The sequence below is a fragment of the Anoxybacillus sp. MB8 genome (assembly GCF_011006755.1).
Taxonomy (GTDB): Bacteria; Bacillota; Bacilli; order Bacillales; family Anoxybacillaceae; genus Anoxybacillus; species Anoxybacillus gonensis.
In genome coordinates this window covers 23,319-37,133 of sequence record NZ_RXXX01000028.1, presented here as the reverse complement: position 1 = coordinate 37,133, position 13,815 = coordinate 23,319, and the positions used below count along the sequence as shown (strand labels likewise).

Below are 13,815 nucleotides of genomic sequence, written 5' to 3'. Positions count from 1 at the left end.
GGGCTCCACTCCTTTCTTTGGTTGTATTTTTTTCGCACTTACTACCTTACCAGGAGGAGAGCCCGTTTTTCATCTATTTTGCTTACATATCTGACAGGTTCCTTATTATACCAAATCAGGAACCTGTCTTTTTTTCTCCCACAAACATTTTACTCATACATGTCCTCCACTCATCTTTTGACACCTCCTTCTTGTACTAACAACCTATTCAACCGCTAAGTAAAACGTTATAGTTTTTAAAAAAATGGGTGAAAAAAAACGCCTGTTCACGAGACAGGCGCTAGTTCATCACTGGTAATATTCCCTATAGTACGTACGCAGATAGTGCATAAATGACTCCAATTGTTCTGCTTTCCATTTTACAACTCCTCTCCCATCTCAATCCCCACGGAAAACATTCTCTTGTTCATACGGCTCAATATGAACGTGGGCACGGACAACTCCATACTTTTTTTCGAGCAAGCGCTCAACTTGATCGGCAATGTCATGACTTGTTACAACATTCAAATACGGGGCAACAGAAATCGTAACATCTATGACAACTTCATTCCCATACATTCTTCCTTTAATATCTACTATCTGTTTCACACCGTCAATGCGCTCAATTTCCTGTTTATATTGCTTTAACATTTCGTCATCAAACCCATCCGTCAACGTATGGGATGCTTCTTTAAAAATATCCCATGCTGTCTTGCAAATCATAAATCCAATAACAAAAGCTGTAACAGGATCAAGCCAACGCATATGTAACTGAGCACCAATGACCCCAACAACCGTTCCTACACTAACGAGCACATCGGATAAATGGTCTTTCGCAGCAGCAGCAAGTGCTTGACTATTTGTAGCTATCGCTAAACGGTTGTTAAACATATATACAAAAAACATAAATACAGCTGAAGCACCTGCTGTCCATACCGCTATCCAATCTGGTTTCACATACTCCCCCTCTTTCAACGTTTGCCCTGCGTTTATCAATACATCCACTCCAATCGACATCATAATAAACGCCGCAATTAAAGACGAAATATGTTCCGCGCGTGAATGACCGTATGGATGGTTGTCATCCCGAGGTTTTTTTGCGATGAGCAGTCCAATTAAAATAGCGATAGAGGCGAGAATATCTGTAAAGTTATTCCACCCATCAGCTTTTAACGCCTCGGAATTTGACATATATCCGATGTATAACTTCCCTAAAGATAAGACGATATAAGAGCCAATGCTCACCCACGCCCCAAATTCAGGTTTCATTTTTGTCATCTGTTCCACCAACTTCTTCATCATTTTTTGCGTTATCATTGTACCAAGCATATATCATGTGGGTCTATAGCAACAAAATTGGCTCATCGAAGAACAGTAGGAAACAGGCAATAACATTGCCTTAGACCAAATTTATTGTTGACGAACGATTCATACATATGATAGATTGTTTAGTGTTTCATCACTCTACCAATTTATCAAACTAAAGTATTTTGGAGGTCACAATTATGAACGCTGTTGTCATCTCAGTACTCATCATGCTTATTCTTAGTTTACTGCGTATGAATGTCGTGTTTTCGTTATTGATCGCGTCATTAGTGGGAGGACTCATTGGAAATCTCAGTCTTTCTAAAACAGTTGAGGTGTTTTCAGAAGGATTAGGAAACAGCGCAGAAGTCGCTTTAAGTTATGCGTTGTTAGGTGGATTTGCCATTGCCATTTCGAAAACTGGCTTACCAAACGCTATTGTTCGCATGATTATAAAAATGGTCGGAAAACAAGGGGAGTCAAAAAGAAAGCAATATTCGAAAGCACTTGTTCTTCTCGTCATCTTATTCATGTCATGTTTTTCACAAAACTTAATTCCAATCCATATTGCGTTTATTCCTATTTTGATTCCGCCACTTTTGCACATTTTAAATGAGCTGCATGTGGATCGTCGGTTAGTCGCATCAATTATTACGTTTGGTTTGATTACTCCATATATGTGGTTACCGACTGGATTTGGGGCTATTTTCCATGACATTGTACAATCGAACATGGCTCAAAGTGGGCTAGTTGTTGCAAAATCGGATATTCCAAAAGCGATGTTTTTCCCTTCGCTCGGAATGATTGTTGGCTTACTCCTTGCTTTTTTTACGTATCGGAAACCGCGCACATATAAACAAATACAAATAGAAAGTCAAGAAACTCAATCGTTTCAACAACGAGGAGTATGGTTTGCGATCGTCGCTGTCATTACTGCTTTAACCGTTCAACTTGTTCTTGACTCCATGATTTTTGGGGCGTTTGCAGGAATTGTTGTCATCTACTTAAGCGGATGCATTCGTTTAACTGAAGGTGATCGTTTATTGACAGAAGGCATGCGCATGATGGCGTTTATTGGATTTGTGATGTTAAGTGCTTCAGGGTTTGCAAATGTATTAAAACAAACGGGACATATTGAGAAACTTGTTGAGCAAGCAGCTTCTCTTATTGGCCATAACACCGCACTAGGCGCATTGCTTATGTTAATTGTCGGACTGCTTGTCACGATGGGAATTGGTTCTTCGTTTTCTACTGTTCCAATTATCGCAACCATTTTCGTTCCGCTTTGTATAAAGCTCGGACTGAGTCCAATGGCAACCATTGCGATTATTGGCGCTGCTGGTGCACTTGGTGATGCGGGATCACCTGCCTCAGACAGCACGCTCGGCCCAACATCAGGTTTAAACGTGGATGGTCAGCATCATCACATTTGGGATACATGCGTTCCAACGTTTATTCATTACAACATTCCGGTCATTATTTTCGCATGGATCGCAGCCATGATTTTATAAAAAGGAGCTACTTTTCACTGTAGCTCCTTTTTTGTCGAAAATTTATCGCACATTCCGACATTTTTTTTAAAAAAGATATGTTAATGTATTGTAAAGTATATTTCATTTCTGTAAACACGAAGGAGGATGAAAATGATGCTTTCGCAATTCATCGGTCAAACAGAGGCAGCGATCCTTCGCTTCTCCATTTCACTATTGACAGAAATCGAATTAAAAATTAAGAAAAAACAAATTATTTCACAACATCAAGCAATGAAGTATGCCAAACGTCAAATCGAATTATTTGTTAAACAGTTGCATTTGCGACAAGCGCTAACTGCTGTATATCAATCGGAATTATACATTTACGTATCTAAAAAGTTAGCGCATGTATTTGAACAATATTGCGTACTCAAGTGTGTATAATTCATATTTTCTTTACGATTTGAAAATATTCTTCTAACGTTATTTGTTTCTCATAAATGACTTTGGCCACTTTTTTCCCAACATAGCGTAAATGCCAAGGTTCATATTGATATTCTGTAATATGTTCCTTTCCTTTTGGATAGCGGATAATGAAACCAAATTCATGCGCATGCTCGGCTACCCATTTCCCCTCTTTTGTGTCGCCAAATGCAGGCGTAATTGCATATTGAACACTCGGGCTTGTAATGTCCATTGCTAACCCCGTTTGATGTTCGCTTTTCCCCGGCATCGCAACGGCAACAACCGCTTTTTCTTTCCCTAATCGTTGAACTTCAGATGTAAATAATTGTTGTTGCCTCTCATATGAACGATAGCCTGACACAGCATATAATATCACTTGTTGTTTTTTCGCTGCTGTAAACATTTCTTCCAACGCCTTGGCAGCTTCTGCCCGCATGTGACGTTTTTCAACATCCGTTTCTTTAAACGTAAACGGAACATTTGGAATGACTAAGTCAGCCGGCTTGTAGTCAGCCGGTAACTGTTGTTCTTTATTTACTAAGGCAAGTACGTTATCTGGATTCATAATCACTTTTACCCCGTTTTGCACTTCAATTTGATTCCAAAAACGTTCTTCAAGTACAAGCTCCTCTTGTTCCTGTTGTTCGGAAGGGGGTGTCGGTGTCTCAGAAGATGGTGCCGGCTGCTCAACTTGGACAGGAGGCTTAGACGGTTTTTGTTCTTGCTCAAGTGATCCAAAGGATTGACAGCCACTCATGATGATCAAAAAACAACATAACCATTTTTTCATCTTTTTCTCCCTCACAATAGAAGAAAGCTCCGCGGGGAATGAGCCGCAGGAGCTTTTTCATTTATTGACGAATGGCTGTTTCAAGCGCCACTTCGATCATTTCGTTAAATGTCGTTTGGCGCTCTTCAGCTGTTGTTTCTTCCCCTGTTAAAATATGATCGCTTACCGTTAAGACGGACAAAGCTTTTCTGCCAAATTTAGCGGCTAATGTATAAAGCGCTGTTGTTTCCATCTCTACCGCCAGTACACCATAGCGTGCTAGCTTTTCAAACTGCGCATTTTCATTATAAAACATGTCAGCTGTAAATACACTACCAACTTTTAATTGCAATCCTTTTTCTTTTCCAATTTCATATGCTGTTTTCAGCAAGTCAAAGTTGGCCGTTGGAGCGTAATCAATCCCTCCAAACGTCATCCGATTCATTTGGGAATCGGTTGACGATGCCATCGCTAAAATGACGTCACGAACGTTTACGTCTTTTTGAATCGCACCACACGTTCCGACGCGAATTAATGTTTGAACGTTATAGCTTTGCATCAGTTCTGTAATATAAATAGAGATAGATGGCACACCCATACCTGTTCCTTGAACGGAAATACGATGGCCTTTATATGTACCTGTGAACCCAAGCATACCGCGAACTTGATTATAACAAGTAGCTCCCTCTAAAAACGTTTCTGCAATGTACTTTGCGCGAAGCGGATCCCCAGGAAGTAAAATTTTATCCGCAATTTCATGTTCTTTTGCACCAATATGAACGCTCATATGTATCCTCCTTTAGCCTTTATCGCTGCATATATACTATACCACACTCCTATGTTTCGCTAAAGCATTGTTTTTCATGTATAAAAAAAAGAGGGAAATTCCCTCGTGTTTATGACGATATTTTTCGAAAATACTTCGGTTTGACATACAACACTTTTTTATCTTCGCTCACAACATATTTTTTCTTCGCTTGCTCGTAATGTTCATATATTAAATAGCAAACAACGTAAATCGGCAACATCGCCTCTAAAGACGCTAAATATATAAGATAAAATGGGTGTGCGTTCGTTTCAAACATTCCGCTAAACACATAGTAAGCGCTTGCAATAACAACGTTAGTGATACTAATATTTGCGAAATGAAGGAAGAAAATTTTCTTTCTCCGCCCAATTAATCGCTCTAATTCAAATTTAATAAACAAAGAACAAAAAATAGCAATAATTCCAACAATCGAAGAAATCATAAACGCAAACATCGCTTTTCCCACCCCATATGTATATTTTTTATGTTCTTGTCGATGCTAATGGATGTAACTACATGTAAAGGAGGGTTACGATTGGGAAAAAAACATCGCAACCGCATTAATAGTCCGAAAAAAAACAATCATGTTCCAAAAGATACGTTAATTGCTGAAGCTGAAGCACACGATAAAGAGTATAGTGCCGAGAAACGAAAAAAATAATCCCCTTGTGCACAAGGGGAATTTTTTATCATACTCTAACCTTGTGCTAATTGTCTATATACAATATAGCACAATTTTGTGAACATTTAAAGACATTTTTTAACGCACATGCATACGGTGAATACGTTCCCATCCATCCGAACTTAAACGATAAAAAAATTGACCGTATATTCCTTCATCAATAAGCAATATATCACCTGTACTAACATATCGCGCACGATAATCTTTCGGTACTAAGTCTGGAACATTAAACATTCGATAAACTTCAGCTAATACGTCATCGTGATCTTCTCCATTTACCGTCAACCGATATACTTGACGATATCCTTTCGTTTGACCAAATTGCGGAGTTTGAAATAACGTTACATCATAGCATTGTGTCGATTTTAATATTTTCCCCATAAGCATGCGAATCACTAACATCCACCCCTCTTTTTTTCTTTACGTAACTATTAGCGATTCGTTTTGTCGATTCCTTTTGCATTTTTTTACTATTTTTGTCGAACATATAAAATAATTTAGGCATAAAAAAAGGATCGGGAATCCCCAATCCTTTAAGCATATCGTCGAATGAGTGCAGCAAGCTCTGTTTGTAACGTTTGAATATGCTGCTCATGAATAGTAACACGAACAAAAGTCTCATCTAAATCAAGCGCTTCTGCAAACAAACCAGCTAACCCACGCGCTCGTCTGTCCACTTGAATAAGTAATTCACATTCTTGTGGTGTATGTGGGAAAAAAATCATTTCTACTTCATCAAGTTTCCCACGAAATTCACCACTCGTCGGGACAAACTCAAATTCTTGAACAAAAGGGAGGTTTTTACGAACATAATGAGCCACTTCTTTGCATTCTGCTTCTTTTAATCGAAATCCTAAGTTTTCCATCACCCGAAATACTTCGTTCATCATTCGATTAGGTTGAACACGAATATAATCTTCATCTGTCGGATCGACGGCATTTTTAATATCAAGTCCTGTGTGTAACCACACTCTTGTTTTTCCAACTGTAATTGGTGTGTCAAGCGGAAGGGAAAAAGAAAACGGAAACTCTTTCTTTTCTCCAGCACGAATCACAAATGATTGGGCAATTTTCCACTTTTCAATAATGGCTTGCTTCGTTACTTTGCGATCATCTACTTCTTTTGTATATGTAGCGCAAAGAGACAAATATATATCATCAATGTCTTGATCTACATTTCCTCCTGTGACTTCTACAACTCCTGTGATCCGTTCACCAAGTGATAGTTGTGATTCATGCAACTTCGTATCCACCTTAGCAGAACCAATCCCAATACTTGCTAATACTTTATTGAATAGCCCCATAAAACAGCCTCCTTTATTTTTCATTCTATACGTTATACGAACGAAATGAAAAAATGTTTCAAATAAAAAACGACGGAACAACCGTCGCTTTATTCATCAATCAGCTCTTCGTCAATAATACATTTTTCAATCAAGTAATCAAACATAATATCTGCCATTTCTTCAATTTCACGCTCTGTTGGGACAAAGCCCCGCCGAACAAGTTCATTGTAAAAGAACTCCGCAATTTCTTCCGTATCAATAACTACTTCAATTTCTTTCACAATATCGCCCCCTTTGTATTATGTTATGAAAAAGTCATTCATTTATGTCATCCGTTTTTTTATGTATATTTGCCACTATGTACACATACGTTGAAAGTAAAAAGAAACGGAGGACAAGCTTATGGACGAACAAATTGATCAATGGATGGAAACGATCACGAATGGGCTCTTTTGTGGCGTGCTCTTTTTTTGCATTCCTTATTTCATATACGTGTTATGGCAGTGTATGTGAATTTCATTCGCGTCGTTTCCGTCTCGTAAACTTTTTCAACTGCTCGACGATTTGCTCCATCATTTGTTCATACTGTTCATCACCAAACCGTTCGTACAACCATTTATAGTCATTATAAATATCTAATAAACCGTCAATAATCTCTTTTTCTTCTTGTTTTCGACGCAACCGCTCATTTTCAAATTTTCTTGATATCACATGAACTTCACTCCAACGTTGAACATCATAATTAGTAATAGTATATGTACATATAAAAAAGCCGACACAAAACGTCGGCTTTTTTATATCGCATAAGATGCTGGTGCAAAGTCAATATCAAATCCGAGATCTTCAAGCATTTGGAAATCTGCATGTTTTTCTTGTCCGGCTGTCGTTAAATAATCTCCAACAAAGATGGAGTTGGCAGCATATAAACCGAGTGGTTGCAAGCTACGCAAGTTTACCTCTCGCCCCCCAGAAATGCGAATTTCTTTCGTTGGATGAATATAACGAAACAGCGCGAGCACTTTCAAACAATAGCGAGGATTTAATTCTTTTGTCCCTGCTAACGGCGTTCCATCAATGGCGTGAAGAAAATTGACAGGGATCGAGTCCGCATCTAGTGCTTTTAAGCTTCTCGCCATCGCAATGACATCTTGTTTTGTTTCTTTCATACCGATAATGACGCCAGAACATGGAGACATCCCTGCTTCTTTGACCGTTTCTACCGTTCGTACCCGATCATCGTATGTATGGGAAGTCGTAATGTGCGGGTGATGCTCTTTCGATGTGTTAATGTTATGGTTGTATCGATCCACACCTGCTTCTTTTAATCGCAACGCTTGCTCTGGTTTTAATATCCCTAAACAAGCACATACTTTTAAACCGTATGTTTCTTTAATTTCTTTCACCGCAGATACAACAACATCAATTTCTTTATCACTCGGACCTCTTCCGCTTGCGACAATACAATATGTTCCTATTTTCGCTTCATACGCTCGTTTTGCCCCTTGTAAAATCGTATCTTTGTTTACCATTTTATATGTCGGAATCGAGGCAGTAGATATGGAAGATTGTGAACAATATCCACAATTTTCGGAGCACAATCCTGACTTTGCATTCATAATCATATTTAATTTCACTTTATTTCCGTAATACGTTTGACGAATGCGATAAGCGCCTTGTAGTAATAACAATAGTTCATCATCTGGACAATTTAATATCGAGAGCGCTTCATCATCTGTAATTTCCTCCCCTGTTAATACACGATCCGCGAGCAATAACCAATCCATCGTTCTCCCCCTTTACTTCTAATTACCAATAATCGTATTCGATCAAAAGATATATGTCAACATTATTTTTATATAAGTTAACAAAAGAAAAGCTAGCGAGAACGTCTCGCTAGCTATACGTTTCTACAATATGTCGAGCAATCCATACCCCACATGCCCCAGCCTGTGCCAGTCCGCGCGTAATTCCAGCACCATCTCCTCCAACATATAACCCTGAAATTTCTGTTTCAAAACGTTCGGTTAATTTCGGACGCGCGGAATAAAACTTTGCTTCTACCCCATAAAAGAGCGTATGTTCTGAAGCAATACCTGGAGTAACTTTGTTCAATGCTTCTGTCATTTCGATTAAACTTTTCATCGTGTTGTATGGAAGAACGAGACCTAAATCCCCTGGAACAGCTTCTTTTAACGTTGGTTCAATAAATCCTTCTTTCATTCGTTTTTCGGTTGAACGTCTTCCCTTCAAAATATCCCCATATTTTTGCACAATAATCCCACCGTTAGATAACGCATTCGCTAAACGAGAAATTTGCTGTGCATATTCGTTCGGCTGATCAAATGGCTCAGAAAATTTATGAGATACAAGAAGAGCAAAGTTTGTATTATTACTTCCTAGCTTCGGATCTTTATATGCATGGCCGTTCGCGAGCATAATACCAGAATGATTCTCGACAACAACATGCCCAGACGGATTACTACAAAACGTTCGAACTTGTGTTCCAACGGATGTGTTAAAAATAAACTTCCCTTCATACAAATGTGTATTAATTTCTTCCATTACTACGTTAGACGTTTCAACACGAACACCAATATCAACTTGATTATTGATCATTTTCAACCCGCGACGTTTCAATATGTTCGATAACCAAGCTGATCCATCACGCCCAGGAGCAATGACGACACAATTGGCATATAGCATATCTCCGTTTTTTAGTTGAACTCCTTTGACATGATTCGTACCATCGACTGTTTCGGTTAAAATGTCGCTCACTTCGGTTTTAAACATCATATCAATATGCGTTCGTAAATATTCATATATACTCTTTAAAATTTGTAAGTTTTGTTCTGTGCCAAGATGGCGAACTTGCGCGCGCAGAAGTTTCAACCCAGCCGCATAAGCGCGTCTTTCTATTTCCTTCACTTCATCCGTCAGCGGATCAGTCAGAGACGGAGTAGCACCATGCTTTAAATTAATTTCGTCAACATATCGGATAAGTTGTAACACTGTCGAGGCAGGTAAGTAATCCGTCATCCAACCACCAAATTCGCTCGTAATGTTAAACTTCCCGTCTGAATAAGCCCCAGCTCCTCCAAATCCATTTGTAATGGAACAAGCAGGTAGACATCCAGCATAATCTTTTTTTCCAACTGGCGGTGGGCATTTCTCGATTTTCTTTTGCAAAATGGGACAGTTTCGCTTATAAATATCGTGTCCTTTATCAATGAGCAGCACGCGTGCACCCGGTAATTTTAACGTTAATTCATAACAAGTAAAAATCCCTGTCGGACCAGCTCCAACAACGATCACATCATAACGATTATTCATTATTCATCCCTCACCTTTCATTTTCCGAATGTTAATATACTAAATAGGACATAAACAGTCAATAAAAAACGATCTTTTTTTTAAAAAAAACAATAAATGTTCGTGTTTGTTTTGTACAAAAAAAAGAACGGCATGTACCGTCCTTTTAAAAATAACGTTTCTTCCAAAAAACAAACGCAGTCACACTTGAAAGAACGAAAGAGATTCCTAAAGCAACTAAATACGCATATGGCTTGTCTTGATACGGAATCGGAACGTTCATTCCGTAAAAACTTGTCACCATCGTTGGAAAAGAAATAACAATCGTAATGGCAGCTAAAAATTTCATTACAATATTTAAATTGTTCGAAATGACAGAAGCGAATGCATCCATCATTCCGCTTAAAATGCTACTATACACCTCTGTCATTTCAATCGCTTGTTTATTTTCAATAATGACATCTTCTAACAACTCTTGATCATCTTCATACATCCGTAAATAATTCAAGCGAAGCAGCCGTTCCATCACAATATTGTTCGCTTTTAATGATGTTGTAAAATAAACGAGGCTCTTTTCTAAACTAAGTAAAGAAAACAATTCTTTATTTTGCATCGATTGATGTAGCTGCTTTTCAATTTCACTCGTTTTGCGATTAATTTGTTTTAAATATCTTAAATAATACGTCGAAATCATATATAACATTTGTAAGGCAAAACGTGTTTTCATATACGTATAAAAATTTTTTACCTTACTTTTCGTAAACTCTTCAAAAATCGGGTTTTCTTGGAGACATACAGTAATAAAGCATGTATTTGTGATAATCATTCCAATTGGAATGGTTTCATACGTTGGAATGTTCCCTTCGTCGTACGTAATAATTGGGATATCAACGATAATTAACACATGATTATCTTCTTTTTCAATGCGTGAACGCTCTTCGTCATCGAGCGCATCTTTAATGGAATCAATCGGAATGTTCAAATGTTCTGAAATGTAGCGAATTTCACTTTCCGTTGGGGAGACGAGATTAACCCAACAGCCATTTTTCAACTCGTGAATTTCTTCTAATTTTCCTTGCTCATTAGATAAATAAATGTTCATCATGGCGTAACCCCCCTATCTTCTCTACAAAAGGGAAGCACCGCTTTTTTGTCGTTGGAGCGTCTGTTTCGTTCGTGAGCAGTACGTCCCAGCGAAAAAAAACGAAACGACTTCCCCTATTATTGCTGGTTCTGGTTCATTTGCACTCGCCCTGCTCATAACGGAAACGTCACTCCTTTCGCTTTTACGTTCATTACGGATTAATGATACATGTTTTGCCACCATTTGTATAGTTCCTTTTTCATTTTTTCTCACCATGAGTGCGCAAAATAGAAAAATATTTCTCGTTATTTTATAATCATGTGTGAAGGATGGTGAATACAATGAACATATACATGTGTGATGAAGCATTTGCATGGTACAAAGAGGAACTGCAACTACAGCGTGGGGATTACGTTCGTTTTTTTGCACGATATGGTGGATGTAGCACCGTACAAAAAGGTTTTTCTTTAGGAGTGAATAAAGAAAGCCCGATCGACGCTGCAGTGAAATTAGAAAAAGAAGGAATTATCTTTTTTATTGAACAAAACGATACGTGGTATTTTGATGACCATGATTTGCATATTGAGTTTGACGAAGAACGAAACGAGCCAATATTTACATATAGATAAAAGCGGGATGGCCCGCTTTTATCTTTTTTTTGCCCGTTCATACGCTTCATGCCAATCAGGAAAGTATTTTCTAATTAAAACAGGTTGAAACGTTTCTTTCGACACGCAAACATGTTTTGAAGTTGCTGTTGCTGCGATTTCATTTGTTGGCGTTAACACTTCATACCCGTAAACAACCCGAATGCCGTCATATGACTCTACCCACGTTTTAATAGTGGCTGTCTCTCCATAGCGTAAAGGCTTTTTATAAGAAATTTGCAAATCAATAACCGGAGACACAATTCCCCTTTTCTCCATATCAGCATATTGAAAACCAAGTTGTTGAATAAAATGGGCTCGTCCGATTTCTAACCAAACTAAATAATTGGCATGGTAAACAACCCCCATTTGATCTGTTTCTGCGTAACGCACTTCAATTTCTTTTTGTGAAATCATCATTCGTTCTCACTCTCCGAAATAACAATAATTTATTTTTTTATTGTACCATACATAAGAACATGTAAACAGAGCATACAAAAAGCCGCACGTATGCGGCTTTTATCATTCATATCCTCTTTCACGAGCTCTTGCTTCATCTTTGATTTCTGCTCGCATCGCCTCAATTGCTTCTTCACGGCGATGATTTTTTTCCTTAATTTTTTCACGCTCCTCTGGACTAGCGAACGCCATCGTCTCTTCTGCTCTTTCAATATTCTCAAGCGTATTTTGTACCATGTCCTGTAATTTTTCTACATTGTCACGACGATCATCATAATTTGGCTTCATTTTATCATCCTCCTTGTAAAAGTAAAATGTACATTTTTTATCGTGCACGTTTTTCTTCATGTTATACAAACTTTATTGTTTATCATAATTTAATTATGTAAACTATATAAGGGCGAATATTCGCCCTTACTCACCCTTCGTTTGAATGACTTGTGGATGTTGACCAGATTGATCTTGCATTTGCTTTCCTTTATTGCCACCTGCTGCTCTTGGCTTCGTACCGATATGTTGTGGTACAAATGGTTGTTGATTACTTTTTGGATTGCCCATTTTTCATCCCCCTCTCCCTTATAGTATGGCTATATTACTCTGCTTTATGAAGCCAACGTGTTTCCATTTTCTCTTCCAATTTTTCTAATGCCCTCGCATCATTTAATAGTTGTCTTTTATTTTCCATCACGAGTTCTGCAAATGTCCGTTTTCTTATTTTCCTCATTACGTATTCACCTACTTTTTGTTTTTTTCTATCTTTTCCAAACATAATGACAAATATACAAAAAATAGCCGATTCCTCGGCTATTTCCCCCATTTCTCTACATATTGCACCATTTGTTCATACGACATCGGACCGATTTGCTTTTCACGAATGATGCCTTGTCGATCGATAATAAACGACGTCGGAATCGGTTGAATATCATATTGCTTCATGACATGTCCATCAACATCTAGCACAACCGGAAACGTTAAACGATAATCTTTTACAAACTGATTCACTTTTTCTTTCGAATCTCTCACCATCACATTGACGGCTACAATTTCTATTTGTTTTTCATAACGCTCATAAAACGTTTGCATATCCGGCATTTCTGCGCGACAAGGTGGACACCATGTTGCCCAAAAGTTCACAATAACTGCCTTTCCACGCAATTGCGAAAGTTGAATGACTTTTCCATCAATCGTTTGCAAAGAAAAGTCCGGTGCCTTCATTCCAATATGAATACCGCTTGCGATCGTTTGTCTTTCCGTTATATGTTCCCAAAGCATGTATGCAAAAAAACTAAATAAAATAATCATAGCGAGCCACTTTTTCATCGACATACCGCCCTTCGATTTTTCATCTTAAAAAAAGGCGCATATGCGCGCCTTATCGAATATTTTTATGCTCGTTGCTCATTTTTTTTACTTCAACTTCAGCATATGAAGCAAACTCATTATTGAAGTCGTTTTTTTGTTTTGCGTTATTGTTTCGTTGCGCATTGGCATTTCCTAATTTTGTTCGTCCCATCGCTTTCCCCTCCTTTTTATACATGATGCACAAATAG

22 protein-coding genes are annotated in these 13,815 nt (G+C 38.1%); 4 read left to right on the top strand and 18 right to left on the bottom strand.

The window, feature by feature from the left end; translation table 11 throughout:
- Nucleotides 1-378 precede the first annotated feature (378 nt).
- Nucleotides 379-1,257: a cation diffusion facilitator family transporter gene (locus tag EKC99_RS10480; RefSeq protein ID WP_021094061.1), complete on the bottom strand. Its 879-nt coding sequence runs from the start codon at nt 1,255-1,257 to the stop codon at nt 379-381.
- A 227-nt stretch (nt 1,258-1,484) separates the two neighbouring features.
- Between EKC99_RS10480 and EKC99_RS10475 the strand changes: the two genes are divergently transcribed.
- Both EKC99_RS10475 and EKC99_RS10470 read left to right on the top strand, forming a co-directional pair.
- Nucleotides 1,485-2,795, top strand: a complete 1,311-nt coding sequence (locus EKC99_RS10475; protein ID WP_021094062.1) for a Na+/H+ antiporter family protein — start codon at nt 1,485-1,487, stop codon at nt 2,793-2,795.
- Between the two features lie 132 nt (nt 2,796-2,927).
- Nucleotides 2,928-3,200: a hypothetical protein gene (locus tag EKC99_RS10470; protein ID WP_019417695.1), complete on the top strand. Its 273-nt coding sequence runs from the start codon at nt 2,928-2,930 to the stop codon at nt 3,198-3,200.
- Nucleotide 3,201: 1 nt separating this feature from the next.
- Here the strand turns inward: EKC99_RS10470 and EKC99_RS10465 are convergent, their stop codons facing one another.
- From EKC99_RS10465 to EKC99_RS10455, 3 genes are all read right to left on the bottom strand, one after another.
- Entirely contained in the window at nt 3,202-4,011 is an 810-nt protein-coding gene (locus EKC99_RS10465) for a M15 family metallopeptidase (protein WP_009361275.1), read from the bottom strand.
- A gap of 61 nt (nt 4,012-4,072) precedes the next feature.
- Nucleotides 4,073-4,777, bottom strand: a complete 705-nt coding sequence (deoD, locus tag EKC99_RS10460) for a purine-nucleoside phosphorylase (RefSeq protein WP_009361276.1) — start codon at nt 4,775-4,777, stop codon at nt 4,073-4,075.
- Nucleotides 4,778-4,886: 109 nt separating this feature from the next.
- Nucleotides 4,887-5,252 (bottom strand): hypothetical protein, encoded by a 366-nt coding sequence (locus tag EKC99_RS10455; RefSeq protein ID WP_075039102.1) that lies wholly within the window; start codon nt 5,250-5,252, stop codon nt 4,887-4,889.
- 81 nt (nt 5,253-5,333) lie between these two features.
- Between EKC99_RS10455 and EKC99_RS15990 the strand changes: the two genes are divergently transcribed.
- Nucleotides 5,334-5,459 (top strand): hypothetical protein, encoded by a 126-nt coding sequence (locus EKC99_RS15990; RefSeq protein WP_019417697.1) that lies wholly within the window; start codon nt 5,334-5,336, stop codon nt 5,457-5,459.
- A gap of 99 nt (nt 5,460-5,558) precedes the next feature.
- Here the strand turns inward: EKC99_RS15990 and EKC99_RS10450 are convergent, their stop codons facing one another.
- From EKC99_RS10450 to EKC99_RS15985, 8 genes are all read right to left on the bottom strand, one after another.
- Nucleotides 5,559-5,882 (bottom strand): hypothetical protein, encoded by a 324-nt coding sequence (locus EKC99_RS10450; protein WP_021094066.1) that lies wholly within the window; start codon nt 5,880-5,882, stop codon nt 5,559-5,561.
- 131 nt (nt 5,883-6,013) lie between these two features.
- Entirely contained in the window at nt 6,014-6,784 is a 771-nt protein-coding gene (locus EKC99_RS10445; protein ID WP_021094067.1) for a sporulation protein, read from the bottom strand.
- 89 nt (nt 6,785-6,873) lie between these two features.
- The gene (locus EKC99_RS10440; protein ID WP_021094068.1) at nt 6,874-7,047 is read right to left on the bottom strand and encodes a YozD family protein; all 174 of its coding nucleotides are present in this window, start codon (nt 7,045-7,047) and stop codon (nt 6,874-6,876) included.
- A 235-nt stretch (nt 7,048-7,282) separates the two neighbouring features.
- On the bottom strand, nt 7,283-7,477 hold the full coding sequence (locus EKC99_RS10435) for a hypothetical protein (RefSeq protein WP_021094070.1): 195 nt from the start codon (nt 7,475-7,477) through the stop codon (nt 7,283-7,285).
- An 83-nt stretch (nt 7,478-7,560) separates the two neighbouring features.
- Complete coding sequence (gene bioB / locus EKC99_RS10430) at nt 7,561-8,550, bottom strand: biotin synthase BioB (protein WP_075039103.1); 990 nt, start codon at nt 8,548-8,550, stop codon at nt 7,561-7,563.
- Nucleotides 8,551-8,659: 109 nt separating this feature from the next.
- Nucleotides 8,660-10,096, bottom strand: coding sequence for an NAD(P)/FAD-dependent oxidoreductase (locus EKC99_RS10425; RefSeq protein ID WP_075039104.1), 1,437 nt, complete (start codon nt 10,094-10,096; stop codon nt 8,660-8,662).
- 145 nt (nt 10,097-10,241) lie between these two features.
- Nucleotides 10,242-11,180: a magnesium transporter CorA family protein gene (locus EKC99_RS10420; protein ID WP_009361285.1), complete on the bottom strand. Its 939-nt coding sequence runs from the start codon at nt 11,178-11,180 to the stop codon at nt 10,242-10,244.
- 21 nt (nt 11,181-11,201) lie between these two features.
- Nucleotides 11,202-11,336: a hypothetical protein gene (locus EKC99_RS15985; RefSeq protein ID WP_256368741.1), complete on the bottom strand. Its 135-nt coding sequence runs from the start codon at nt 11,334-11,336 to the stop codon at nt 11,202-11,204.
- Between the two features lie 164 nt (nt 11,337-11,500).
- Here EKC99_RS15985 and EKC99_RS10410 point away from each other — a divergent pair, with 164 nt between their 5' ends.
- The gene (locus tag EKC99_RS10410) at nt 11,501-11,788 is read left to right on the top strand and encodes a HesB/YadR/YfhF family protein (protein WP_009361287.1); all 288 of its coding nucleotides are present in this window, start codon (nt 11,501-11,503) and stop codon (nt 11,786-11,788) included.
- Nucleotides 11,789-11,806: 18 nt separating this feature from the next.
- Here the strand turns inward: EKC99_RS10410 and EKC99_RS10405 are convergent, their stop codons facing one another.
- From EKC99_RS10405 to EKC99_RS10380, 6 genes are all read right to left on the bottom strand, one after another.
- On the bottom strand, nt 11,807-12,226 hold the full coding sequence (locus tag EKC99_RS10405; protein ID WP_019417703.1) for an acyl-CoA thioesterase: 420 nt from the start codon (nt 12,224-12,226) through the stop codon (nt 11,807-11,809).
- A gap of 102 nt (nt 12,227-12,328) precedes the next feature.
- Complete coding sequence (gene tlp / locus EKC99_RS10400) at nt 12,329-12,553, bottom strand: small acid-soluble spore protein Tlp (protein WP_075039106.1); 225 nt, start codon at nt 12,551-12,553, stop codon at nt 12,329-12,331.
- Nucleotides 12,554-12,679: 126 nt separating this feature from the next.
- Nucleotides 12,680-12,823 (bottom strand): acid-soluble spore protein N, encoded by a 144-nt coding sequence (locus tag EKC99_RS10395; protein WP_003396082.1) that lies wholly within the window; start codon nt 12,821-12,823, stop codon nt 12,680-12,682.
- Between the two features lie 34 nt (nt 12,824-12,857).
- Complete coding sequence (locus EKC99_RS10390) at nt 12,858-12,989, bottom strand: FbpB family small basic protein (protein ID WP_009361290.1); 132 nt, start codon at nt 12,987-12,989, stop codon at nt 12,858-12,860.
- Between the two features lie 80 nt (nt 12,990-13,069).
- Entirely contained in the window at nt 13,070-13,585 is a 516-nt protein-coding gene (locus tag EKC99_RS10385; RefSeq protein WP_075039107.1) for a peroxiredoxin family protein, read from the bottom strand.
- 52 nt (nt 13,586-13,637) lie between these two features.
- Nucleotides 13,638-13,778 (bottom strand): hypothetical protein, encoded by a 141-nt coding sequence (locus tag EKC99_RS10380; protein ID WP_009361292.1) that lies wholly within the window; start codon nt 13,776-13,778, stop codon nt 13,638-13,640.
- Between the last annotated feature and the right edge of the window lie 37 nt (nt 13,779-13,815).

Coding starts and splice junctions, on each gene's coding strand:
- EKC99_RS15985 (WP_256368741.1), bottom strand. CDS start 11,336: ATGAGCAGGGCGAGTGCAAATGAACCAGAACCAGCAATAATAGGGGAA.
- EKC99_RS10450 (WP_021094066.1), bottom strand. CDS start 5,882: ATGTTAGTGATTCGCATGCTTATGGGGAAAATATTAAAATCGACACAA.
- EKC99_RS10465 (WP_009361275.1), bottom strand. CDS start 4,011: ATGAAAAAATGGTTATGTTGTTTTTTGATCATCATGAGTGGCTGTCAA.
- EKC99_RS10480 (WP_021094061.1), bottom strand. CDS start 1,257: ATGACAAAAATGAAACCTGAATTTGGGGCGTGGGTGAGCATTGGCTCT.
- EKC99_RS10475 (WP_021094062.1), top strand. CDS start 1,485: ATGAACGCTGTTGTCATCTCAGTACTCATCATGCTTATTCTTAGTTTA.
- EKC99_RS10420 (WP_009361285.1), bottom strand. CDS start 11,180: ATGATGAACATTTATTTATCTAATGAGCAAGGAAAATTAGAAGAAATT.
- bioB (WP_075039103.1), bottom strand. CDS start 8,550: ATGGATTGGTTATTGCTCGCGGATCGTGTATTAACAGGGGAGGAAATT.
- EKC99_RS10445 (WP_021094067.1), bottom strand. CDS start 6,784: ATGGGGCTATTCAATAAAGTATTAGCAAGTATTGGGATTGGTTCTGCT.
- EKC99_RS10395 (WP_003396082.1), bottom strand. CDS start 12,823: ATGGGCAATCCAAAAAGTAATCAACAACCATTTGTACCACAACATATC.
- EKC99_RS10470 (WP_019417695.1), top strand. CDS start 2,928: ATGATGCTTTCGCAATTCATCGGTCAAACAGAGGCAGCGATCCTTCGC.
- EKC99_RS10405 (WP_019417703.1), bottom strand. CDS start 12,226: ATGATGATTTCACAAAAAGAAATTGAAGTGCGTTACGCAGAAACAGAT.
- EKC99_RS10385 (WP_075039107.1), bottom strand. CDS start 13,585: ATGAAAAAGTGGCTCGCTATGATTATTTTATTTAGTTTTTTTGCATAC.
- EKC99_RS10410 (WP_009361287.1), top strand. CDS start 11,501: ATGAACATATACATGTGTGATGAAGCATTTGCATGGTACAAAGAGGAA.
- EKC99_RS10380 (WP_009361292.1), bottom strand. CDS start 13,778: ATGGGACGAACAAAATTAGGAAATGCCAATGCGCAACGAAACAATAAC.
- EKC99_RS10390 (WP_009361290.1), bottom strand. CDS start 12,989: ATGAGGAAAATAAGAAAACGGACATTTGCAGAACTCGTGATGGAAAAT.
- EKC99_RS10455 (WP_075039102.1), bottom strand. CDS start 5,252: ATGTTTGCGTTTATGATTTCTTCGATTGTTGGAATTATTGCTATTTTT.
- deoD (WP_009361276.1), bottom strand. CDS start 4,777: ATGAGCGTTCATATTGGTGCAAAAGAACATGAAATTGCGGATAAAATT.
- EKC99_RS10425 (WP_075039104.1), bottom strand. CDS start 10,096: ATGAATAATCGTTATGATGTGATCGTTGTTGGAGCTGGTCCGACAGGG.
- tlp (WP_075039106.1), bottom strand. CDS start 12,553: ATGAAGCCAAATTATGATGATCGTCGTGACAATGTAGAAAAATTACAG.